The sequence below is a fragment of the Moritella viscosa genome (assembly GCF_900120065.1).
GTDB classification, from domain to species: domain Bacteria; phylum Pseudomonadota; class Gammaproteobacteria; order Enterobacterales; family Moritellaceae; genus Moritella; species Moritella viscosa.
The window spans coordinates 48,066-72,101 of the sequence record NZ_FPLG01000038.1 but is presented as its reverse complement, the minus strand read 5'-3'; the positions used below and the strand labels follow the sequence as shown (position 1 = coordinate 72,101).

Annotated in this window: 25 protein-coding genes and 2 pseudogenes; 19 read left to right on the top strand and 8 right to left on the bottom strand. The window is 39.6% G+C overall.

Annotated features, from left to right (window positions below):
* Window positions 1-682: 682 nt before the first annotated feature.
* The 13 genes and pseudogenes from ltrA to ylqF all read left to right on the top strand — a co-directional run bounded on the left by ltrA (window position 683) and on the right by ylqF (window position 8,555).
* The gene (ltrA, locus tag BT797_RS06135; RefSeq protein WP_302848898.1) at window positions 683-1,987 is read left to right on the top strand and encodes a group II intron reverse transcriptase/maturase; all 1,305 of its coding nucleotides are present in this window, start codon (window positions 683-685) and stop codon (window positions 1,985-1,987) included.
* Between the two features lie 329 nt (window positions 1,988-2,316).
* Window positions 2,317-2,460: a DDE-type integrase/transposase/recombinase gene (locus tag BT797_RS23810; protein ID WP_422615837.1), complete on the top strand. Its 144-nt coding sequence runs from the start codon at window positions 2,317-2,319 to the stop codon at window positions 2,458-2,460.
* Between the two features lie 205 nt (window positions 2,461-2,665).
* On the top strand, window positions 2,666-2,905 hold the full coding sequence (gene tnpA, locus BT797_RS06130; RefSeq protein ID WP_244534146.1) for an IS66 family insertion sequence element accessory protein TnpA: 240 nt from the start codon (window positions 2,666-2,668) through the stop codon (window positions 2,903-2,905).
* Between the two features lie 71 nt (window positions 2,906-2,976).
* Window positions 2,977-3,312 (top strand): IS66 family insertion sequence element accessory protein TnpB, encoded by a 336-nt coding sequence (gene tnpB, locus BT797_RS06125; protein WP_045109922.1) that lies wholly within the window; start codon window positions 2,977-2,979, stop codon window positions 3,310-3,312.
* A 121-nt stretch (window positions 3,313-3,433) separates the two neighbouring features.
* Complete coding sequence (locus BT797_RS24535; protein ID WP_256597814.1) at window positions 3,434-3,568, top strand: hypothetical protein; 135 nt, start codon at window positions 3,434-3,436, stop codon at window positions 3,566-3,568.
* 2 nt (window positions 3,569-3,570) lie between these two features.
* Window positions 3,571-3,813 (top strand): IS66 family transposase, encoded by a 243-nt coding sequence (locus BT797_RS24530; RefSeq protein WP_217653252.1) that lies wholly within the window; start codon window positions 3,571-3,573, stop codon window positions 3,811-3,813.
* An 8-nt stretch (window positions 3,814-3,821) separates the two neighbouring features.
* Window positions 3,822-4,208: an IS66 family transposase gene (locus BT797_RS24525; protein WP_211705445.1), complete on the top strand. Its 387-nt coding sequence runs from the start codon at window positions 3,822-3,824 to the stop codon at window positions 4,206-4,208.
* Complete coding sequence (locus tag BT797_RS24520) at window positions 4,189-4,563, top strand: IS66 family transposase (RefSeq protein WP_339390235.1); 375 nt, start codon at window positions 4,189-4,191, stop codon at window positions 4,561-4,563. Before BT797_RS24525 ends, BT797_RS24520 begins: the two co-directional genes overlap by 20 nt.
* Window positions 4,564-4,771: 208 nt before the next feature.
* Window positions 4,772-6,022 carry a hypothetical protein gene (locus BT797_RS06115; RefSeq protein WP_045109921.1) on the top strand — a complete coding sequence of 417 codons (1,251 nt, stop codon included), beginning with the start codon at window positions 4,772-4,774 and terminating at the stop codon, window positions 6,020-6,022.
* A 25-nt stretch (window positions 6,023-6,047) separates the two neighbouring features.
* Complete coding sequence (locus BT797_RS06110; RefSeq protein ID WP_045109920.1) at window positions 6,048-6,506, top strand: hypothetical protein; 459 nt, start codon at window positions 6,048-6,050, stop codon at window positions 6,504-6,506.
* 73 nt (window positions 6,507-6,579) lie between these two features.
* A pseudogene (locus tag BT797_RS23580) lies at window positions 6,580-6,660 on the top strand (IS6 family transposase); the annotation flags it as partial.
* A gap of 105 nt (window positions 6,661-6,765) precedes the next feature.
* Window positions 6,766-7,361 (top strand): annotated as a pseudogene (locus BT797_RS24225) (IS91 family transposase); the annotation flags it as partial.
* Window positions 7,362-7,628: 267 nt separating this feature from the next.
* Window positions 7,629-8,555 (top strand): ribosome biogenesis GTPase YlqF, encoded by a 927-nt coding sequence (gene ylqF / locus BT797_RS06095; RefSeq protein WP_075471352.1) that lies wholly within the window; start codon window positions 7,629-7,631, stop codon window positions 8,553-8,555.
* Window positions 8,556-8,722: 167 nt separating this feature from the next.
* Here the strand turns inward: ylqF and BT797_RS06090 are convergent, their stop codons facing one another.
* Complete coding sequence (locus tag BT797_RS06090) at window positions 8,723-9,217, bottom strand: DUF3085 domain-containing protein (RefSeq protein ID WP_045109918.1); 495 nt, start codon at window positions 9,215-9,217, stop codon at window positions 8,723-8,725.
* Between the two features lie 175 nt (window positions 9,218-9,392).
* Window positions 9,393-10,454, bottom strand: a complete 1,062-nt coding sequence (gene aroG, locus BT797_RS06085) for a 3-deoxy-7-phosphoheptulonate synthase AroG (protein ID WP_045109917.1) — start codon at window positions 10,452-10,454, stop codon at window positions 9,393-9,395.
* A gap of 193 nt (window positions 10,455-10,647) precedes the next feature.
* Between aroG and BT797_RS06080 the strand changes: the two genes are divergently transcribed.
* Window positions 10,648-10,962, top strand: a complete 315-nt coding sequence (locus BT797_RS06080; protein ID WP_045109916.1) for an HI1450 family dsDNA-mimic protein — start codon at window positions 10,648-10,650, stop codon at window positions 10,960-10,962.
* A 76-nt stretch (window positions 10,963-11,038) separates the two neighbouring features.
* Window positions 11,039-12,367 carry an amino-acid N-acetyltransferase gene (gene argA, locus BT797_RS06075; RefSeq protein WP_139291643.1) on the top strand — a complete coding sequence of 443 codons (1,329 nt, stop codon included), beginning with the start codon at window positions 11,039-11,041 and terminating at the stop codon, window positions 12,365-12,367.
* A gap of 80 nt (window positions 12,368-12,447) precedes the next feature.
* Here argA and hemH read toward each other — a convergent pair whose 3' ends face one another.
* The 3 genes from hemH to htpG form a co-directional block, all read right to left on the bottom strand.
* Window positions 12,448-13,428 carry a ferrochelatase gene (hemH, locus tag BT797_RS06070; protein ID WP_075471351.1) on the bottom strand — a complete coding sequence of 327 codons (981 nt, stop codon included), beginning with the start codon at window positions 13,426-13,428 and terminating at the stop codon, window positions 12,448-12,450.
* A 151-nt stretch (window positions 13,429-13,579) separates the two neighbouring features.
* Entirely contained in the window at window positions 13,580-14,224 is a 645-nt protein-coding gene (adk, locus tag BT797_RS06065; RefSeq protein ID WP_045109914.1) for an adenylate kinase, read from the bottom strand.
* A gap of 167 nt (window positions 14,225-14,391) precedes the next feature.
* Window positions 14,392-16,302 carry a molecular chaperone HtpG gene (gene htpG / locus BT797_RS06060; RefSeq protein WP_045109913.1) on the bottom strand — a complete coding sequence of 637 codons (1,911 nt, stop codon included), beginning with the start codon at window positions 16,300-16,302 and terminating at the stop codon, window positions 14,392-14,394.
* 274 nt (window positions 16,303-16,576) lie between these two features.
* Between htpG and BT797_RS06055 the strand changes: the two genes are divergently transcribed.
* Complete coding sequence (locus tag BT797_RS06055; protein ID WP_045109912.1) at window positions 16,577-17,056, top strand: glutathione peroxidase; 480 nt, start codon at window positions 16,577-16,579, stop codon at window positions 17,054-17,056.
* A 182-nt stretch (window positions 17,057-17,238) separates the two neighbouring features.
* The gene (locus BT797_RS06050; protein WP_075471350.1) at window positions 17,239-19,182 is read left to right on the top strand and encodes an exoribonuclease II; all 1,944 of its coding nucleotides are present in this window, start codon (window positions 17,239-17,241) and stop codon (window positions 19,180-19,182) included.
* 93 nt (window positions 19,183-19,275) lie between these two features.
* Here the strand turns inward: BT797_RS06050 and BT797_RS06045 are convergent, their stop codons facing one another.
* Both BT797_RS06045 and folE read right to left on the bottom strand, forming a co-directional pair.
* Window positions 19,276-19,848, bottom strand: coding sequence for a GTP cyclohydrolase (locus BT797_RS06045; protein ID WP_075471349.1), 573 nt, complete (start codon window positions 19,846-19,848; stop codon window positions 19,276-19,278).
* 216 nt (window positions 19,849-20,064) lie between these two features.
* On the bottom strand, window positions 20,065-20,715 hold the full coding sequence (folE, locus tag BT797_RS06040; protein WP_045109910.1) for a GTP cyclohydrolase I FolE: 651 nt from the start codon (window positions 20,713-20,715) through the stop codon (window positions 20,065-20,067).
* Window positions 20,716-20,898: 183 nt separating this feature from the next.
* Here folE and moeA point away from each other — a divergent pair, with 183 nt between their 5' ends.
* On the top strand, window positions 20,899-22,131 hold the full coding sequence (gene moeA / locus BT797_RS06035) for a molybdopterin molybdotransferase MoeA (RefSeq protein WP_075471348.1): 1,233 nt from the start codon (window positions 20,899-20,901) through the stop codon (window positions 22,129-22,131).
* Window positions 22,131-22,928, top strand: a complete 798-nt coding sequence (gene moeB / locus BT797_RS06030; protein ID WP_075471347.1) for a molybdopterin-synthase adenylyltransferase MoeB — start codon at window positions 22,131-22,133, stop codon at window positions 22,926-22,928. The genes moeA and moeB overlap by 1 nt, the downstream gene beginning before the upstream one ends.
* A gap of 47 nt (window positions 22,929-22,975) precedes the next feature.
* Here moeB and BT797_RS06025 read toward each other — a convergent pair whose 3' ends face one another.
* Window positions 22,976-23,776: a hypothetical protein gene (locus BT797_RS06025; RefSeq protein ID WP_244534144.1), complete on the bottom strand. Its 801-nt coding sequence runs from the start codon at window positions 23,774-23,776 to the stop codon at window positions 22,976-22,978.
* Window positions 23,777-24,036 lie beyond the last annotated feature (260 nt).

The following is a 24,036-nucleotide window of genomic DNA, read 5'->3' as shown; positions in this document are numbered from 1 at the left end:
GACAACTGATATCACCTACGGTGTGCCCGGAGTTCAGCACTAGCAGGAATGCTTTAATGGACCACGAGTCTACCTGAAATACATAAACAATATAGCAGGAGCTAAATGTGCTTATGCCACTATCTGATTGTGAAGATAGTTGAGTCTGGGCGGCAGTGACTTATCGTATACTGATAAGGTGATGTAACTCGCTGACAACGGGGAGTGAGGCGAATTCGTTACGCCAAGATGCTCTTCTAGACTAAGTATTGGACGGATGAAGAACATGAACCGATTAACCCGCATCTATGGGCTGAAACGTCGCCACTGCCTACACGAGTTAACAGGCAGCAGTATGATACTGTAATAATGCTATAAGTAACGAAATTACCGACTGGGTAAGTAACATGTAAGTGCTTATCCTTGGATAAACGTTAAATCACAATTCAACGTTTAAGTATCATCACCTTACAGTACGATAAGGTTAAAGACTGCGATCGGCATCCACCCCAATATGTTCGAGTTCAGGTAGGTAAACCGGGGAAGGTTTATTTGGATGCTAAGGGAGTATGACCCCGATGACAAATAAGCTGGCGGAGCGCTCGTAGTAGTCTGAGATGGGGAAAGCCCACTACATGGCGAAGGGGCGCAGTTTAATTGATTTGCGACTGCAAATTATCTGACCTTAATGAGGTGAAGACTTTTGATAATCAGAGAACTGCAACGTAAATTAGCAACATGGACAGCAACCGATAAAACGCGACGCGTTAATAGGCTGTTGCGTCTTATTAGTCACCCACATTGGCTTTACCAAGCCGCACAAGTAACGCTTTCTTCAAAAGGTGCCACAACGCCGGGGATTGATGGAATAACTAAAATGCACTTGCAGACTAATTTGACTGGTTATCTTGATGGGATCAGAAATGATTTATTATCAGGTAACTATCAACCAATGCCTGCGAGACGGATTTATATTCCGAAAGCCAATGGAAAGCAACGTCCTTTAGGTATACCAACCTTGAGAGACAGAATAGTACAACGCGCTATGCTCATGGCCATGGAGCCAATATGGGAGAATGATTTTCACTCGTTATCCTATGGCTTTAGACCAGAGCGCAGTGTCCATCACGCCATTCGGACGGTTAAGCTACAAATGAGTGAATCCAATGAGCCTAAAGGACGATGGATAGTTGAAGGTGACCTATCAAGCTATTTTGATACGGTTCATCATCGATTATTGATGAAATGTGTGCGTAAACGGATCAACTGCCGTCGATTTAATGAATTGCTCTGGCGCTTCATTAAAGCCGGACACATTGAACGCAACCTATTTTGTGCAACAAGCGAAGGCGTACCACAAGGTGGCGTAATTTCGCCATTATTGTCAAACATCATGCTTAATGAGTTCGATCAATATTTGGATAAATGTTATTTGTGCAAGAAAGTGCGCAAAGACCGTTGGTACTGGAATCGTACTGTTCAAGATAAGCGTAATATCGCACTAAAGGAAAAGAGACAGTGGAAACCTGCGGTTGCCTACTGCCGTTATGCTGATGACTTTCTCGTCATTGTCAAAGGTAACAAACAACAAGCAGAGGCAATTAGGGATCAATGTCGAAATTTCCTCGAAGGTAAGCTTAAGCTCACGTTAAATATGGAGAAAACTCATATTACACATGTGAATGATGGCTTTATCTTTCTTGGACATAGGCTCATTCGAAAACGTGGGTCTAAGGGTAATATGCGAGTGGTGTCTGGTATTCCAAACGGTAAAGCTAAAGCGTTTTCTCATTCATTGAGTAAAGCTTTATCAGGTGATCACAGCTGTAGCAAGATAGATAAGGTTGAATTGCTTAGCCGCAAGCTTAAGGGTTGGGCACAATTTTATCGACACACTGATTATACCGCTAAAGTTTACAGTAAAATTGATCGTATTGTTTTCTGGAAACTTGCCAAGTGGTTGACTAGGAAATATCGCTGCTCTATTAAATCGTTAATGATGAAATAGATCAAACGCCCGAAACCTAATCAGGCTAAGACTTGGGTGCTATTCGGTAAAAGCAACCGAGGTAATTTATGTGGCGCGTTACTATTTAGATTAGTGAGCAGTCCTAAATTACCATTTCGATGGCGATTACCAGAATCAAACCCTTATCTTAGAGATGAAATGAGAAACACTATCACGTCGCGCTACAGCGATGTTGCAATGGCTGTTAGCCACAATTAAGCGGAGAGCCGTATGCGCTGAAAGGTGCACGTACGGTTCGGAGAGGAGAAGCAGAGAAATAGTTCGACTACGCTCTGCCTCTTACTCTACTTTGGACGCTTGAAGGTTGAATGAATTTAGCCATTGTAATGGATTTATATTCAAGGCAAATCATTGGATGGAGTATTGCCGACAACATGAAAACAGAAATGTGTTTGCAGGCGCTACAGATGGCTTACTCACGACGAAAGCCCAATGCTGGCGTGATGGGGTGATGGCAGCCAATACGCAAGCGATAAATACCAGAAAATGCTTTCGACAATAGAGATGATATCCAGTATGAGCGGCAAAGGTGAGTATTGGGATAATGCACTAACAGAGCAATTTTTTAGAAGCTTCAAAGTAAGCGTCTGGCTAACCACACCTTCATCTAATATCTGATCTCAGTTATGTTATTTCCAAATCAAAAAGGAGATAACAATGAAAATAACGCGCAATCAAACACAGTGGCAAACCCTAATACAAAATCAACAAACCTGTGGGTTAACTGTTTCAGATTACTGTCTGCAACATCAATTACCAACGTCTAGCTTCTACGCCTTCAAGAAAAAACTAGGCTTAACGTCCAACAGCTTTGTTCGCGCTAAAGCGACGCTGCAAATAGAACGATTGAAGAAGTACAACAACCCATCACACTTTCGGTTAGTAAGGCAAACGTAAGTTTGCCTGCAACAACACCAGCTTCATACCTGGCTCAAATACTGCATGAGTTGAACTAATGCGAACCTTTATTGAACCATCAGCCGTTTTTTTTACACCGTGATTTTGTTGACTTTCGAAAATCAATAAACGGGTTAGCTGCCATTGTTGAAGATGATCTTAATCGTGACGCTTATACGGGGGAGTTGTTTGTGTTTTGCAATAAAGCCAAAGACAAACTAAAAATACTGTATTGGGATAAGACGGGCTTTGCGCTTTGGTACAAACGTCTTGAGAAGCAAAAATTCAAATGGTCGAGTAACATCGATTGCAATGAGTTTGAGTTAACGGATGAGCAATTTAAGTGGTTGTTATCGGGGTTTGATGTGCTTGGTCACCAAGAATTACACTATCAACCAATGCTCTAACGCGATCGATTTTGTCATGTCTGAATAGTCAACGATCGTTGACGCTCCCCCTTCATACTAATTGGCACTAAAAGCAGCTTCATTTTAATAAATTTGCTAAAATGAGCAAATAAAACTTGATGTGAACACGCTACCCGACGACCCTGAACAACTTAAGAAAATGTCGCTTGAGTTGCAATTGGTCGTGTCTCAAAAAGATTGTGAGTTAGCTGAAAAAGATAAAGAGCTCAACGAAAAAGTATTAAAAATCACATAAAAATGGCGCCGATACCAGCCACAGTAATCCCTAAAATTATTGCTAGCACGAGTTTACTGAACCAAATCGTCACCTGTAAATATCAATTTGGTTTACCACTTTATCGACAAGAAACAATGTTGAGTGACATCGGTATTGAGTTGAGTCGTCAAACAATGTTGAGTGACATCGGTATTGAGTTGAGTCGTCAAACAATGTTGAGTGACATCGGTATTGAGTTGAGTCGTCAAACGATGTCGAGCTAGATATTACATTGCTTGAACCTTTATACATGTGCTTGAAAAAAACATTACTCGCTGAGCCAGCTATTCATGCGGATGAAACGCCACTAAAAGTAATTAAGGCCGAAAAATCGACAAGCTATATGTGGATATATTACTGTGGAACAGATGCATTAGGCAGTAACACCAATATTGTGTTATTCGATTATCACAATAGTCGTAAAGCCCAATGTGCCATTGATTTTCTTGATAGTTACAAAGGTTACATGCATGTTGATGGATATAAAGCTTATGAATCAACGCAAGCAACCTTGGTTACCAGTCTTGCGCATATACGCCATAAATTCATCGATGTGAAAAAGCTGCAAGGAAAATTCGCAATTCGACAATCACAAACCCATCGTAACCACATTATATAATTGGATCATCGAGCACAAAGATAAAATCCCACCCAAAAGCAAATTGGGTAAAGCAATGAGTTATAGCTTAAACCAATTTAAAAAGTTCCAGCGCTATCTTGAAGATGACCTATTAAGCATTAACAATAACCGAGCAGAGCGGGCTGTGAAGTCCTTTGTGATATGTAGTAAGGCTTGGCTATTCTCGTACACAAATACAGGTGCGAACGCGAGTGCGATTTTATATAGTTTGGTTGAAACAGCAAAAACTAATAATCTTATTGTTCATGATTATATCGCAACCAGCTTGCAGCAGATTGCTGAAAAACCGAATGATATTGACGCGTTGCTGCCATGGAATATTAAACGTTGCTAGGTATCGTTGCCCAGACGCTTACAGACGCTTACGGAAAGGTACCGCTTTATTGGTAGTATTATTTTACCGTTTACCCTAAATGCTTTATCATTACCTTAATTGTTTCTCCAACCCAAAGTCGTAAACTACAAGATGGAAGTTTACCTATGATTAATTAGGGGGCAATTTCTGGATAAGTGAAAATTTTTAATATACTAAGGATATTAATATGTTTAAATTGAGTACGATAGTGAGTGCCTTTTTATTGGCATCAACTTCAGCATCTGCAACATCTATAATAGATTATAGCTTTGCAACACAGAATCTTAAGAAGATTACACCTGAGTTAAGAGCAAGCACTTGTAGTGCCTTTAATAAAGAAGTAATGGCAATCAATCGATTTATTATCGATAATGATTTGCCAACAAAGCTTGTGTCAACTAATTTGTGTACCTATATCCATATCAGTGAGGGTCAGTTAGAAAATACATTGAGCTTTGATAGCATCAATCTTTATAACAGTACTAATAGTTGGGCGGGGGCATTTAGTGAGAAAATTGACGTAACGCAAGAAATGGAGCTGATTGTTTTTTCTCAGCCTGGAGTGACCCAATATCTTTATTATTCAGATGCCAACGCAGTACTTAAAAAGCAAGGTTATAAAGTACAAACCCCCGATGCATACGCCCCCGGCCCCCTTGGAGTTATATACAACCCCTCTGGAGTCGGTGTAACCGCTGCGGTATTTAACCGAAGCTCTAATGCTATTTACGTCACTGATGCTAAGTGTTCAGGCATTAATTCGGAGGAATCTTGCGTTCCAGGTGGTCGCCAGAATTCTAAATATTGGATTTTAGATAAAATATCTCCTCTAAATTCTACAGATAATGCCACTGTTTTTCAAACTGACACCACATCAATTGGGTTTGATTTTAGCGTAACAGGTGGACTAAATAAAGATGGGCCAAGTGCCCAAATAAGCACAGGCTTTAACTTTGGTACTTCCTCATCAAATGGCAGTGAGCGCAAAGCGGTGAATGTGGTTGTGGTTAAGGAGGCAAATGATTCAGGGCTAAAAGCAACTTGGTATTTAGACCCCAGCGTAATTTCAGCTGCACCCACGATGGGGACAAATAGCGAACCAACAAGTTATGAGAAGTCCGATAAGTATTTTGGCGCATCTGCATACCGAGATTTGGATCTTTCCACTAATGGTCAATGGCGTGAGATTATTAATAAAAGTAATTGCAGCCCAGAGCCAGATAAAAATAATCGAGACATCAAATTTACCAGTGATCTCTATATTGAGCGCGGAGCTTATGATTTAGAAGGTTCAGGATCCAGTGCCAGATGGGATTACAGTTCAGACTCAAATTTTATAAGAAAAAACCTCTCTCACACTGTAACGGTTCGAACGCAGTGTCAAACCGACGCGCTGGGAGGTTTAATTCGTGTAGTGCTTCCTGGAATACTTAACTAATCAAATTATACGTAGGAGTTACGTTATGAAAAAATTCTTTATTGCTACGGTATTAAGTGTGTGTGTTTCCAATGCTTTTGCCGAAGATGTTTATCTATTGACACATAATAATTCAGCCACATCTTCTATTGCCACTGAATTAGAGAAATTTGTTGGGCCAATTAATACTGAAACAGCCGAGCCAACATTGATTTCTCAACATAATTTTGATTTGTTTGTCATTGAGTCAAATGATTATGCTGAAAACATCGATTCTTTAACGAATAATACTTTGCAAGGTGCCGAGGCTATATTAATTACCGGCCAACCTAAGAATAATTCCAAAGTAGCGAAATACCTTCTCGGGTACAGTGTCGAGGCAGAATACTTATTAATAAAAGGGCTGAAGGAAGAACAAGCTCCTGAGCTTATTTATTTTAATAATGATAAGGAACTCCCTCTAAATAAAGTTGCTCACTTGATAGTAAAAAAAGCACTGAAATAGGTTCTGCCGCAAAGTTGACGAAGTAAAGCGATATATTGATAATGCGATGTCACAATAACGGATCATAATTAACATGGGACTTAACTTTTCAGGATGCAATTTCCCGCAGGAGATCATCATGCAAGCACTTCGTTATTACCTAGCGCACAAGGTAAGGAATTTCAATGTTCCTTACCTTAAACATAGGCCGCCTACGGCGGTAACTAACATTCTTCAAATTTAACTATTCATAATAGACATAAGCGGTATCTTCCTGCTTATGCACCCAAACAAGCCACTTAAAAACCTCTTCGACAAAAATAATGCCTCGTTAACGTATCTCAATCAGCATATTGGTCTTGTTCATGATGCTGTTATTGAGAATGTCACTAAAATACTCGCTTGTGGCACTGCTGTATTCGGCTCTCGAAAGTATGCCAGCTCAAACAATAATTGCACTCATACCAAATACATCCACCAAACCTGCAAATCGAGAGCTTGTAATAGCAGTTGCATCAAGGCCACTGAGCGTTGGGTGCAAACCCAACAACATGTATTACCTGATTGTGAATGGTAGCATATCACCTTTGCTATGCCTGATAGCCTATGGGAAATATTCAGCTATAACCGTTCGTTACTTGGACTACTCTTTAATTGCGCAGCTCAAAAATTAATAGCATGGGCATAGGGATTGGTATTTTCTGCGCCCTTCACACCTACGATCGTCAACTTAACTGGAATACTCATATTCACTTGTCCGTGGCCAGAGGTGGTATTTGCATTAAAACCGGTGAGTAGAAGCCAATATATTTAAAAACCAAAGAGATAGAGGCTTGTTGGCGATACGCAATCATCACCTTACTGCGTGAGCAGTATGCTGCCTTCCTTCCTTCCTTCCTTCCTTCCTTCCTTCCTTCCTTCCTTCCTTCCTTCCTTACTTACTTACTTACTTACTTACTTACAACTCTGAGTTAAAATTACTTTAATAGAAATTCCAACCATTGGTGATCAAAATCACGATTTGAGTTAAACTAGCGACTATTGCAGATAAAAGCTTACCAGCTGCTTTAGCAACCAACTTTCAGACCAGCACATTTAGTACCCCATGTGACAGAAAGATAAAATAAAAGGCTTATATTTCAAATGAGTAAACAAACGATTCAGTGGTACCCAGGGCATATGCACAAAGCCCGTAAAGAGATCGCGGAAGTTATGCCGCAAATGGACCTCATTATCGAAGTACTCGATGCACGGATCCCTTATAGCAGCGAGAATCCGATGATCTCCGATTTACGTGGTGATACCCCTTGCATTAAGATCCTCAATAAAAGCGACCTTGCAGATCCTATCGTTACTGCACAATGGTTAGAATATCTAGAATTAGAAGAAGGTGTAAAGGCGTATGCCTTTACGACGCAAGAGCCTGTTGAGATCAAAAAGATCCCACAACTCGCTCGTGCGCTAGTGCCTAATAAAGAAGGGGCTCATAAAGTCATTAAAGCGATGATTATGGGTATTCCAAACGTGGGTAAATCAACAACAATTAATATCCTCGCTAATCGTATTATTGCTAAGACGGGTAATGAGCCAGCAGTGACGAAACAGCAGCAGCGTATCAAATTAGACAACGGTATTGTGTTGTCTGATACGCCTGGGATGTTATGGCCTAAAGTACAAAACCCACTTTCTGGCTACCGTTTAGCATCAACAGGCGCAATTAAAGATACTGCGATTGAATATGATGACATTGGTATGTATGCAGCAGAATACTTATGTAAAACCTACCCAGACGCAATGCGTGCACGTTACAAGCTAGATAACCTAGACAAGACAGACATAGAATTGTTAGAAGACATTGGTCGTGGCCGCGGTTGTTTAGGCCCTGGTGGTTTTGTTGATTTAAATAAAGCCGCAGCGATATTAATTAATGAGTTACGTACTGCCAAAATCTGTCGTATCAGTTTAGAGACGCCAGTAATGGCTGAAGCAGAAAAACAGGCCGTGATTGAACGTTTGGCCCTTGAAGGCGAGAAAATCAAAAAACGTAAACCAAAGAAAAAACGTCGTTAATATTTTGGTCATTACGGTCTTGATTAGATAGCTGTTATAATCTTAACTAGCGTAAAAAAACGCCTCTCGTTGTAGTAACGAGAGGCGTTTTTTTATGAGTGATTAAAGCTCATAGTTCAACTTACTTAACTCTTTACTTACTCTGTATTAATTCTGTAATTAACAGTTTATTTGATGATTAGACGCACATCATCATCATCACCAAGTTCAATAATGAACTGTTCTTTACCGGCTTTCACAGAACGACTCACCCATTCCAATGGAATTGTGATTGAGCCCATTTCACCATCAAAAACTTCATCTTGATTGAATTGAAAATCAACATCGTTATCTGGATGGCAACCTTGTGCGTACGCTAATGTACCTCGCTCGATTGGTGAGATATCACTTGAAACATTGTTCATAATGAAAACGCCGTGTTCAGCCATCAAGGTTAACTGTGCTTTCAGTTTTTTAGGGTTCAGTTGATTAACATCTGGCCAGAAGTTAAGACCTTTACTTAATGCTTCAACTTCATTGTTACCGTGTTCATCAACAACTTTAGAACCTTTAAACTTCGTAGGGTCCCAAAGATCATCATAAGTAGGGGTAAAAGTCTTTGCAGCTAACGCTTCAGCTTCAATCGGCAAAACTTCATCAAGAGAAAATATAATTCGTTTCATTTTGGTCCGCTCTTTAATGACAAAAGCACAAACCAAAGTTTGTGCTTTATAATATGCTAGAACTATATACCTAAACAGCTTAGTAATGCAAGATACCAGAACAACTTAACTATGTAAGCTTTCAAAGCAATCTATAAGACCGTAAATAGTTTCGTCGCTAACCTGCCCAGTTTACTTATTTAACTGTACGGCGTGTAGAAACTGCATCAGATAGCTGTGCCATCATTGTTTCAGTATCAGCCCAACCAATACAAGCATCAGTAATACTTTGACCGTAAGTTTCGACTTTACCATCAACAAGATCTTGACGACCTTCAACTAAATGACTTTCTACCATCACACCAAAGATGCCTTTGTTACCGGCACTAATTTGTCCAGAAACATCTGTTGAAACGTCCATTTGTTTATGGAATTTCTTTTCACTGTTAGCATGGCTAAAATCAATCATGATATTAACGTCTTGCTTAGCAGCTTCTAATTGAGTTGTAATTGTTGCTACATCATCAGCAGAATAGTTTGTCGACTTACTACCACCACGTAGAATAAGGTGACAATCAGGGTTACCAGCTGTTGAAATAATCGCTGAATGACCAAATTTAGTTACAGATAAGAAATGGTGCGGCGCGTTTGCACTACCAATTGCATCGATAGCAACTTTAATTGTACCGTCTGTACCATTTTTGAAACCAACTGGGCAAGACATACCAGAAGCCAGTTCACGGTGAACCTGAGACTCTGTCGTACGTGCGCCAATTGCACCCCAACTCATTAAATCACCGACATATTGCGGTGTGATCATATCTAAAAATTCACCCGCTGTTGGTAAACCCATTGCATTCACATCAAGTAATAGTTTGCGCGCGATACGAACACCATCATTTAATTGGAAGCTATCATCTAAGTACGGGTCATTGATTAAACCTTTCCAACCAACAGTTGTACGCGGTTTTTCAAAATAAACACGCATAACAATTTCAAGCGTATCTTTATATTTCTCACGCAATGCCACTAGTCGCTCTGCATATTCTAATGCAGCCACTGTATCATGGATAGAACAAGGACCAACGATCACTAAAAGTCGATCATCTTCTTGCTTAAGAATTTGGCTAATGCTATTGCGTGATTCAAATACTGTTTTAGTCACATCATCAGAAGCAGGGTATTTTTCCAACACTGCAATTGGCGGTAATAGTTCTTTTACTTCTCGGATTCTAACGTCGTCTGTTTGATAATGCATACTACTAATATTCCTTTATTCGCCCACGGGCATTCATACTCTAATGTTATATTGTCCGCATTCAATGTAACGTCTATTTCACTCGGAAGCAATTACAAATCACATAAAAATTCAGTGGATATTATAAGAAACATTCTTATCTTATCGAGATTAAGGTAAAATCCACCATAAATGAATTAAATGTGGAAAACCCATGCTATTAAGAACTGAAGATGAGTTAATTGACTTTGCCTACGACACATTCCTAGACAGTGCTCAAAAAGAATTATCCCCTGCTGATCAAATCTTATTTGCTATGCAATTCGAAGATCGTGGTGCAGTTGATATCGTGAGTCTGGGTGATGATTGGCCGGCGGACGTAGCAATGGGTATCAATGATAATGAATACTGCGAGTTACATATTGGACTTGTAGACGACAACGACTTATTAAATGATATTTTCGGGCGCGTATTGGTTAAGAAAAAAGCCAGTGATAATTTTATCCATATTCTGTGGAAAGCCGAATAATCAAATATTTGTGACTTGATTTCATCGCCAAATTAAGGAATATTAGCGTTTAGAATAAGCATTATAATCCAAGGAGATGGAATTGAGTCAACAAGATAACCAGTTAGTGCGGTGGTTTCGCCAATCCGCACCCTACGTCAATGCTCACCGTGATAAAACTATCGTACTCACGCTGAGCGGTGAAGCGATTGCACACGCTAATTTTATTAATATCGTCAATGATATCGCCTTATTAAATATTCTCGGCATTCGTATCGTACTGGTGTTTGGTGCTCGCCCACAAATCAACACAATATTGGCTCAACACAATTGTGAAAGTATATTTCACAAGCGACAGCGCGTCACCGATGAACAAGCTTTCCCACTAATCAAGCAAGTCATTGGGCAACTCCAATATGAGATCACAGCAGCATTCTCAATGGGGCTGGTCAACACTCAGATGCACGGCGTAAAGATTAATATTGTCAGTGGTAATTTTATTACTGCGCAACCGATGGGTATTGATGAAGGCATTGATTTTTGTCATACCGGTCGTGTTCGTCGTGTCGATACCGAGGCTTTAGAATACCAACTTGCACAGAATGCTATCACTGTCATTCCCCCACTCGGCTATTCCGTTACTGGTGAAAGCTTTAACCTTAGTGCCGAGGAAGTTGCGACCAAAATTGCCATTAAACTAAATGCACATAAACTGATCAGTTTTTGTTCGGCTCAAGGTGTGTTGGACTATAACGGAAACCTGATTTCTGAAATGTTCCCAGAGCAAGCCCAAGAACGTCTAGAGGAAATTGATGCTCAAGGTGGAATTAATAGCGGTACTGCGTCTTATTTACGTGCAGCAATCAATGCGTCATTAGCAGGTGTCACCCGTTGTCATTTGGTGAGTTACAAAACCGATGGTTCGCTATTACAAGAGCTATTTTCACGCGATGGTGTCGGTACCCAGATTGTCCGTCAAAGCGCCGAACAAACCCGCCCAGCAAAAATTGAAGACGTAGCGGGTATCATGTTACTCACGCAACCGTTAGTTGATCAAGGTATGTTAGTACAGCGCACAAGAGAGCAACTCTTAAGGGATATTGAACATTTCACCGTGGTTGAACGTGATGGTACCATCATTGGCTGTGCATCACTGTATTGCTTCTCTGGTAATATTGCTGAAATGGCGAGTGTAGCTACCCATCCAGAATATAGACGTTTAAGTCGCGGTGACTTATTGGTTAAAGAAATCGAAAGACAAGCAAAGCTGCAAGGAATGGAAAATCTGTTCGTCCTAACTACACACAGTATTCATTGGTTTAGAGAGCGTGGTTTTGATCCTGTAGAGCTAGAACAATTACCAGTAGAAAAACAAGAGTTATATAATCTACAGCGCCGTTCAAAAATACTGATGAAGCATCTATAAGCATAAAGCGTAGGTTAATGACCTACGCTATTTTGAACCTAGATACTACTGCATATCTAATGTAAAACAGTGCAGCTCTACTAACGTAAATAATCGCTCGCAACGGCATGAAGTGCACGGATATGCGCTTCGTCGTCGTTTAAACACGCAATGAAACGGTAATCCTCACCACCTGCACCCACAAACAATTTTTTATTCTCTATTGCCATTTCTTCTAACGTTTCTAAGCAATCAACCGCAAACGCAGGTGCAATCACATCTAACGATTTAGTTCCACTTTCAGCCAATTTCACTAAGGTTTCATTAGCATACGGTTGTAACCATTCAGCTTTACCAAAACGAGATTGATAACAATGCACAACCTCATCTTCGGCTAAACCTAAACGCGCACAAAGCAATGCGGTCGTTTCAATGCAATGATCTGCATAGATATCGCCTTTTTCAACAAGGAACTTAGGGATACCATGGTAAGACAATAACAATTTCTCTGCCCTGCCCTTTTCTTCCCAGTGTCGTTCAATACTCAGTGCCAGTGCATCAATAAAGGCTGCGTTATTATGGTAATGTTTCACTAAGCTCACACTTGGTACATCGATATTTGTTTGCAGATAATGAGCAACTTGATTAAATACTGGGGCAGTCGTTGTTGATGAGTACTGTGGGAATAACGGTAACACAACAATATGTTCAGAACCCGCTTGCTGTAACTTAGCAATAGCATTTTTAATACTAGGTTCACCATAAGTCATAGCAAGTTCGACATGCACGTCTTGTTCAGCTTCTTTAAATAACGCCGACAACGCTTTTTGTTGTAATAAACTGTAATGTAATAATGGTGAGCCATCATCAAACCAAATCGACTGGTAAGCTTTAGCAACACGTTTACAACGCAAAGGTAAAATGACACCATTTAATAGTGGTAACCAAAATAATCGCGGAATGCTAACCACGCGCGGATCAGAAAGAAACGGTTTTAAAAACGCTTTAACGCCCGCTGGTGTTGCCGACTCGGGCGTACCAAGATTAACCAATAAAATACTTTGCTTCGTCATATTACACATAATTACATTGTCGCTTAATAAGTAGGGTTATTCTATGCGATTAAACATATTGGATCCAATAACTCACTGAGATTTAGCTATAAAAAAACCCCGAGTATCTTCGGGGTTTGATAACAGTCTATAAATTAATCGAAAGGGATAGTGCTATCGATTAACCAAGAAGTTCAGCTAGCTGTTTGCTTACTGTTTCAACAGCTTGTGTACCGTCAAATGTAACATATTTGCTGTTACCTGCTTCCGCTTCTTTGCCATAGTAAGCAATAAGTGGTGCAGTTTGATCGTGGTAGATACCTAGACGTTTACGAACAGTTTCTTCAACATCATCCACACGGATTGATAGATCTTCACCAGTTTCGTTATCTTTACCTTCCACTTTAGGCGGATTATAAACAGTATGGTAAACACGACCAGAAGCAGCGTGAACACGACGACCGCTCATACGTTTAACGATTTCTTCATCAGGTACGTCAAATTCAAGTACGAAATCAACGTCAATACCGTTTTCTTTCATAGCGTCAGCTTGTGGGATAGTACGTGGGAAACCGTCTAATAGGAAACCTTTTTCACAATCTTCTTTCTTAACGCGATCTTTAACTAATTCAATAATTAGTTCGTCAGATACTAGTTGGCCACCATCCATAACAGCTTTAACTTTTTGACCTAACTCAGAACCTTCTTTAATAGCAGCTCGTAGCATATCACCAGTAGAGATTTGCGGAACACCATAATTTTCCATGATGAACTGTGCTTGAGTTCCCTTACCTGCACCTGGTGCACCTAATAAAATAATACGCATAAATTGCCCTTAAATTGACTTAGCTTGTTTAAATTGCTTAAATTTCAGAACGGCTAGACTACACGGGAAATCCGATGTGTTCAAGTCTAGCGCTGTTTTGTTACTTACTTGTATACAACTTTGTGAGTAATTCGATAAAAACAATACCCACAAAGTTAACTCCAAAATTAACCAATTAAACGGTTCATACGCGCAATAAATGCAGCTGGATCATCTAAACTACCACGCTCGGTAAGCTGAGCTTGCTCTAGCAATAATTGAACCCAGTCAGTGAATACTGTTTCATCTGCTTCATCAGCAACACGTTTGATCATTTCATGTTCAGGATTTAGCTCAAAGATATACTTTTGTGACGGTACAGCTTGACCTGCAGACTCCATTAACTTAATCATTTGGCTGCTCATGCCATTTTCGTTTGTAACAACACAAGACGGGGTTTCAGTTAGACGATGAGTTAAGCGAACATCGGCTACTTTTTCACCTAGCGTTGTTTTAACACGCTCAATGAAACTTGCAAATTCTTCCGTTGCTTCTTCTTTCGCTTTTTTAGCGTCTTCATCATCTAATGCACCAAGGTCAAGATCACCCTTAGTAACAGATACAAGTTGCTTACTATCAAAGTCTGTTAAGTGTGAAAGTAACCACTCATCAATACGATCAGTTAATAATAGTACTTCAATGCCTTTTTTCTTGAAGATTTCAAGGTAAGCACTGTTTACAGCTGTTGTGTAGTTGTCTGCTGTGATGTAGTAAATCTTATCTTGGCCTTCTTGCATGTTTTCGATGTACTTATCGAAACCAACTTCTTGTGCAGGACCACCCACTGATGTTGAAGAGAAACGTAATAAAGAAGCAATTTTTTCTTTATTTGCCATATCTTCTGCTGGACCTTCTTTCAGTGCTTGACCGAATTCATTCCAGAATTTGAGGTATTTCTCATCATCATTTTTAGCCATGCGCTCAAGCATCGTAAGTACACGCTTAGTACAAGCAGTACGTAAAGATGTGGTGACTTTATTATCTTGTAAGATTTCACGAGATACGTTTAGTGGTAAATCGTTTGAATCTAACACACCCTTCACGAAACGTAGGTAAGTAGGCATAAACTGTTCTGCGTCATCCATAATGAATACACGCTGTACGTACAGTTTTAGACCGTGTTCTTTTTCACGGTTCCACATGTCAAATGGGGCGCGAGCAGGAATATAAAGTAGGCTTGTATATTCTTGCTTACCTTCTACACGGTTATGGCTCCATGTTAGTGGATCTTCAAAGTCATGTGCAATGTGCTTATAGAACTCTTGATATTCTTCATCTTTCAATTCATTTTTCGATAATGTCCACAATGCGCTTGCACGTGTTACTGATTCCCATTCACCTGGTACTGCTGGTGTTTTTTCACCGTCTGGACCTTCTGACTCAGGTTGTTCTTCTTTCCACATTTCAACAGGGATGCTGATATGATCAGAGTATTTATTTACAATTTGACGCAGTTTCCATTCATCTAATAAATCATCTTCACCTTCACGTAAGTGTAAGATAATTTCAGTACCACGACTTTCTTTGGTGATATCAGCGAGACGGTAGTCGCCTTCACCTTCTGATTCCCACTGTACTGCTTGGTCAGCTGCTGCGCCCGCTGCACGTGTATTTACTGTCATCATATCTGCTACGATGAAACCAGAATAGAAACCAACACCAAACTGACCGATTAATTGCGAATCTTTCGCTTGGTCACCAGATAGATTGTCAAAAAATTCAGACGTACCTGAACGTGCAATCGTACCTAGGTGTGAGATAACATCTTCACGTGACATGCCGATACCGTTATCAGCAATAGTAATTGTACGCGCTGTTTTATCCAACGATACACGTACACGTAATTCACCATCATTTCCATATAAACTGTTGTCTGATAATGCTTTAAAACGAAGTTTATCGGCTGCATCTGCCGCATTAGAGACGAGTTCACGTAAAAATATTTCTTTATTTGAATATAAAGAGTGGATCATTAATTTAAGCAGTTGCTTAACTTCAGCTTGAAAGCCGTGAGTCTCAGTATTAACTGTATCAGTCATTACTTGTTCCTTTGTTCTAATGGGTGATTCAGATTAAAACTATCTGAATTTATTCGTTAATAGATAGATGGGTTTGTTATCAGTGTTTTCAAGGGCAGTTTATAATTTTTATCTGTGACCTTTAACGCAACAACTATAAAATACACTACAAAATAATATTAAACATAAGAAAGTCCTTGCATATTAGTATACTAACCACCAATATATTGTGCGCAACTTAAATTAATTAATACACATTAGCACTCGTGCTCATTCTATTATTAAGGTACTTAAAATGACTAAACTTTATGATTTCGAAGTAACTACAATCACAGGTGAACAAAAAAAACTCAGTGATTATAAAGGTCAAGCAGTGTTGATTGTAAATACAGCAAGTAAATGTGGATTTACTAATCAATATGCTGAACTAGAAGAGTTACACCAAAAATATGGCAGCCAAGGATTAGCGATTTTAGGCTTCCCTTGCAACCAATTTAAACAACAAGAGCAAGGCTCAGATACAGACATCAACTCATTTTGCCAACTTAACTTTGGCGTGACGTTCGATATGTTTAGTAAAATAGATGTTAACGGTAATAATGCAGATCCTCTTTATAATTGGCTTAAAACAGAAGCTAAGGGCATATTAGGCAGTAAAGGCATCAAATGGAATTTCACTAAATTCCTCATAAACCGTGATGGAGATGTTGTCGATCGATTTCCACCAACCTTGTCACCAAAAGGCATGGTTAAAGACATTGAAAAACTACTATAGATTTCCAATTAAAAATAAAGTATTTAATATTTACAATAACTTAGTTTAATAGCCAACCTTTTTTTTAGATAAAGCTAACTATTTAACCTCGTTTATTTTTACATTAAACAACCCTCATAAGGGGTGGAACTTAACCTTCCTCTGTCGTATAGTAGGCGTAATTCATTACAGGAAGGTTTTACATGTTTCGCGACAATCCACTACTATCTCAATTAAAACAAAATATGCGCCAAAATACGCCTAGTGTAGAAGGCACAGTTAAAGGCACAGAACGTGGTTTTGGCTTCCTTGAAGCAGATGATGGCGAGAGCTATTTCATTGCGCCGCCTCACATGAAAAAAATCATGCATGGCGATAGAATTAAAGCGTATATCGAAACTAACGGTGATAAAACATCAGCAGAACCAGATACCTTAGTTGAAGCTAAGTTAACGCGTTTTATTGCGCGTATCAGTATTACTAAAAATAAACTAACAATTCTTGCAGATAGCCCTGTTATCAACATGCCAATCAAAGCAAAATTAGTCGGTTTGGATGGCCAAAAAGTAAATGAAGGTGACTGGGTTGTTGCACAACTTAAATCTCATGCATTAAAAGACGGTAATTTTACTGCAGAAATAACAAGCTTCGTCGCGACTGCAACCGATCCCAATGCACCATGGTGGGTAACATTAGCACGTCAAGACTTAGCTAAAGATGTACCAGCTATGCCTGATTCGGTTGAATTCAAAGATGACACAACACGTGTGGACCTGACAGATAAAGCCTTTTTCACTATCGATTCAGCATCAACGCAAGATATGGATGATGCACTGTTTATTGAAAAAACAGCGGAAGGTAATTTAAAAGTAACTGTCGCAATCGCCGATCCAACATCATATATCCCTGCCGATTCAGAACTAAACAAAATTGCAGCAGAACGTGCTTTCACCGTTTATCTACCGGGGCGTAATATCCCAATGATGCCACGTGAACTCAGTGACAGTGTTTGTTCACTTGTTGCTGGTGAAAAACGTCCAACATTATGCTGTACTTATACCATCCAAGAAGACGGTGCATTAGCTGAAGAGTTTGAATTTTTCACAGCCTGGATCACATCACAACACAAACTGTCTTACACACAAGTTTCAGATTGGATTGAAGAAGTATCAACTGAATGGCAACCTGAAGCAGAATTGGCTGAACAGTTACAATCACTGGCTACTTTTGCACGTCATCGTCAACAGTGGCGCAAGAAGAATGCAATCGTATTCCCAGACCAACCTGATTACAGCTTTGAACTAGATGAAACCGGTAATGTACTTGCTATTCATGTTGAACACCGCCGAATTGCTAATCAAATGATTGAAGAAACAATGGTTGCGGCAAACATTACAGCTGCACGTTTATTCCGTCAAAATGGTGATGTTGGTGTATTTAATACGCACGCAGGGTTTGACCCAGAGAAAATTGATCTGGTTGTCGAATTGTTAACCGAGCATGGTATTGAATGTACCAAAGAGCACATCCAATCACTACCAGGTTATGTTGAATTACAGCGTACACTCGCTGAAAAAGCCAATCCAGCTTTAGACAGTCGTTTACGTCGTATGCAAAGCTACAGCATAATCAGTGCAAGTGCAGAACGTCACTTCGCGATGGGCTTAGACGGTTATGCAACATGGACTTCACCTATTCGTAAATATGGTGACATAATTAACCACCGTCTAATCAAGGCAACATTGACAAATGGTTCAGCACCGTCAGCGACTGAAGATGAAGTGATCTTAATGTCAGAACGTCGTCGTCAACACAGAATGGCTGAACGCGATATTTCATCGTGGTTATACGTTGATTACCTAACACCTGCAGTAGAAAGCAAACAAGCATTCGAAGCAAGTATTATGGATGTTAACCGTGGTGGTTTACGTGTGCGTTTACTTGAAAATGGCGCGGTTGCATTTATTCCTGCTAGCTTATTACATGATAATAAGAAAGAAGTTAAATGCTTAATTGAAACTGGCCAAATCAGTATTAAAGATCAAGTCGAATACAGCCTAGGTGATGTGATTTACGTTAACATTGCTGAAATTAACAAAGAAAAACGTAACATTGTTGCTAAACCGATAGAAAAAATCGCGGGTTAATCGCTACCACGATTAATAACAAATAGTAGTCACGTATTCGTTGTTATTGTTTTTATACAATGCCGTTAACGAGGGTAAGGTCATTTGCCCTCGTTAAATAATAAACCCTGCCTCACCCCAATGTCGTTGTCGTTTAGTGTTCAATTGCACAATTAATTTAAGCGCATTATTTGGATCTACCTGCCAGTTGGCACTAATATCCGGATTTAACGCCGTAAACTCCGCCAGCATGTTTTTTAAATGTGTCAGCATTACCATCGTGACTTGCTCACGTTTCGGCATATCAATCACAAACTTAAATGCTTGTAACTCCATCATTTGGTATTGCTGTAACACAAATTCTAAATCTGCTAACTTTTCTTCAAATTTAAGCTGTTCGTACTTTACCTGTTCCTTCACCAACGCGACATCCACCATAGCTTGGTTATCAATATTGATTGCATCGGCATAAATACCCTCCATATTAACGAGTCCCTGTGTTGAGTTGTCATCATAAATAGACAATAAAGCCATGTTTTTAGCGTTGGCGCTATTTGAATAGGTCAGGATTAAATTTGTTGTTGCCGTTAGGCAAACTAGGAAGCAACTCAGTAATAATAACGGCGTAAATTGTTGGTGCCCGTCGTGTAATGTCCATAATGTATTTAGTTTTAATATTGGGTTCATTTAAAGCGGCTCATTAATCATCAATGAGGCTATTAAACCAAACAAGTGTGGCGATAAAATTTCATTAAAGTGATGAAGAAAGATGAATTATGACTAAATGTGGCAAAGTGCTCATTAGAAGATGTGCTAAAAATGATGAACAAGCCCGAACTACAGAGTGGAAGCACTCGAGAATTGTAGTTCGGGTTAACGTAATAAACTGTTAATAATCAATTTCTATCGGCAGTGCAAGAACTCAGCTCTTGTTTCTGGACGTGATTTAAAGATACCACCCAGTGATGTAGTTGTCGTTTCACTAGTTGCATCCATCACACCACGAGCCTTTACACAATAGTGCGTAGCAGTAATGCTAACAGCAACATCTTGCGAATCAAGCAAGGTTTGCAGCGCAACTAAAATTTGTTGCGTTAAGCGCTCTTGCACTTGTGGTCGACGTGAGAAAAACTGCACAATACGGTTAATCTTTGATAATCCAATCACTTTGCTACGAGGAATATAAGCAATCGTAGCCTTTCCATCGATAGTCACAAAATGGTGTTCACACGTACTCGTTAACGTAATATCACTCACCTTAACCATTTCATCCACTTGCATTTTATTGTCAATTAAAGTGATTTTAGGGAATGACGCATAATCCAATCCTGAGAATATTTCATTTACATACATTTTTGCAATACGGTGTGGCGTTTCAACCAAACTATCATCGCTTAGATCCAGCTCTAATAATTTTAGAATCTCGGTAAAATGCGATTCAATGCGTTCTTTCTTTTCTGAGCTTGTGAGTCCAGTTCCGATCATCGGTGTTTCTAACCCTCGCTCTTCCAAGACTGAACGGACTAATAAAGCTTCTTTACTTAGGCAGGTCATTAATTACTCCACAAACGGATCGACTTAAGATAAGGGCGCATATTAACATCTAACAATTAATAAGATAAACAAATTAGCATAAATAGCGTTAATTAAGCTTTTTATTGTTATAGATCCTATCGTCGACCTGCTGAGTTTGTCATAATTACCGATATATTAAAAAATAACCAACAAGGGTATACAATGGGATGTTGTGACGTACAAGGGCTAAAGCCGCTGGATTTAGCGATGCAAGAGATGTTAGCCGATATTGATGCAATAAAAGAAACACTCACATTAGATTTAGCTGATGCTCTCGATTATATTCTTGCTGAAGACATCGCCTCACCAATAAATGCCCCACCTTTTGATAATTCAGCGATGGATGGCTATGCCGTTCGAATCACAGATCTAAACCAATCAATGACTCTACCACTTGCTGGCAAAGCCTTTGCCGGTCAACCCTTTAATGATGAGTGGCCAGTCGGTACTTGTATCCGCATTATGACTGGCGCACCAGTACCAGCAGGTTGTGAAGCCGTTATCATGCAAGAAAGAACACAAGTAGACGGTGATCAGGTTACCTTCAAAAGTTTACCGCCAATGCATGACAACATTCGAAATGCCGCAGAAGATATCGCCATCGGTCAAGCTGTATTAACTAAAGGTCGTCGTCTAACACCCCGTGATATCCCAATGCTAGCCACCATCGGCATTGATAAAGTAACCGTTTATCGCCGCCTAAAAGTCGCTGTATTCTCAACTGGTGATGAACTAAAAAGCTTAGGCCAACCACTTGCAAACGGTGAAATTTACGACAGTAACCGTTATAGCATCAATGCGATGTTGTCGCGTTTAAATTTAGACATTATCGATTTTGGGATTATTCCTGATAACGAAGACCGACTTCGCGAAACATTTATCAAGGCAGATGCAGTTGCCGATGCAGTGATCACCTCAGGGGGCGTATCAGTTGGTGAAGCTGACTACACCAAAATATTGCTTGAAGAACTGGGCGAAATTGGTTTTTGGAAACTCGCGATAAAACCAGGCAAGCCATTCGCATTTGGTACATTACCAAGCAGTAAGTTCTTTGGCCTACCAGGTAACCCAGTATCAGCAACCGTGACATTCCATCAACTTGTGGTACCTGCATTAGCCAAAATGACCAATCAAGTTTACACACCAACACCACGTTTCAATGCTATTGCGGCAACAAAATTGAAAAAGGCACCAGGTCGTATGGACTTCCAACGAGCCGTTTATAGTGTCAATGCAAGCGGACAACTTGAAGTTGTATCAACAGGTAGTCAAGGATCTGGTGTATTTAGCAGCATGAGTCATTCCAATTGTTTTGCCATCATTGAGCAAGACCGCGGGAACGTTGAGATTGGCGAAACCGTGACTATCGAACCATTTAACGAGATCTTAAATTAATGACAACCCCATCTCCTGATGGCGACTCTTCTTCCGAAGACATCTTATCTTCGGAAGAAGAGTTACGCTATAACCGCCAAATCGTCTTACGCAACTTCGATTTCGATGGTCAAGAAGCATTAAAGCAAGCCAAGGTATTAATTATTGGTGCAGGCGGTCTTGGCTGTGCAAGTAGCCAATATTTAGCGTCAGCCGGTATGGGGCGGATGACATTAGTCGATTTTGACCATATTGAATTGTCGAATTTACAGCGTCAGTTACTCCATCGTGACAGCCGAATCGGTGAATTTAAATCACTTTCAGCTAAGTACGAGCTGGAACAAATAAACCCACACTGTAAAGTTCAGGCTATTACTAGAAGGCTGTCTGAAGATGAGTTAACAGACTTAATAAAACAACATGATATAGTGCTTGATTGTACTGATAATGTCGATACACGTGAACAGATAAACCGTGCTTGTTTCGCTTTACGCACACCATTAGTATCAGGTGCAGCAATACGTATGGAAGGTCAAATCAGTGTGTTTACTTATGCCGATGATGAGCCTTGCTACCAATGCCTAAGCCAATTATTCGGTAACGGTACATTAAGCTGTGTAGAATCAGGTATTATGGCGCCGATGGTGGGTATTATTGGTGCGATGCAGGCCATGGAAGCAATTAAGGTTATTGCTGATTTTGGTCAACCAATGACCGGAAAAGTATTAATTATTGATGGTCTCACACTTTCATTTCAACAAATGAAACTACCAAAACTACCAACCTGTACCGTTTGCCACACTTCAAGAACAGCATAACCGTTATATTCTAGCGCAGTTATCAACCAACAGTTAATCGCGCTAGATTATAAGAAGATATTTGCCAGATAAGACACTAATAAACAATATACCACGTTGCCAATGATACTCGCCTCCAACCCTACAAACCAATATAACAAACTTAAAGCCATGGATGTAATTACCGATATAGTGACACTAAACAGGATAAGATTTATTGAGAGCGTGGACGTGATAATAGCAATCAAAAGTGCGACAAAGAGCGAGGCGATAAGTGATGACGTAAGAATAATTCTAGTTGCGAGTTTAACCGGCGTCACGTTCCCTTCCCGCTTAGATAGCTGAGATAGAAAAATAGATAGCGGTAACATGAATAAGCCCAAATAAAGAACACTTAAGACGATACCGCTAAGTAGAATTAATGCGATATCTAACGAACCAAATAATTGATGATATTTAAGAAATTCCTGTGGTAAATATGGTTCTGCAACCACAAAGATTAAGCTACACAAAGTCGCCGTTAATAAACCAAAGCAAGCACCAAATACCAGAGAAAGCTGTAATTCAGATAAAAAACATGAACGTTCTGTTTTTTGATGGGTAGGCGCAGACATTTTAGTTACGTAAACAATGCAAAAATAAGCCGCACTAGATAACATAAGTAGGCCAAGCACCACCAACGGTGCCACAAAAGTATTCGTTAAACCAAGTCCAATAGGTAAGTTCGAGAAAAAAAACGATGATATATTTGATTTTTCGGTAAACATAATGGCAGCCATAACTAAAAAAGCGCAAGTAAATACCACGCAACGTTGTAAAGTTGAGCCATTATTTAATGCCGTCTCGAGTAATGTTGTCTGTCTCTTCAATTGCTGCCCGATCATATTTTATTTACAATAAATGAGTTTAACGCTACTTCTCTCTCGTATTATAAGGATAAACATATCCCTAACACCCAAAAGGACGTAACTACAAATGGGTAATGATATATTTTATTCCGTATATATCAAGTTTAATTATCGTTTTTAGCCTAGATTCCTAGTATTTATGCGTTAAATCAATATTTGTAATACTCTTAGGTATCACATTTTGAGCACATGATGGTTCTAAAATTTAGAAAATTCATACT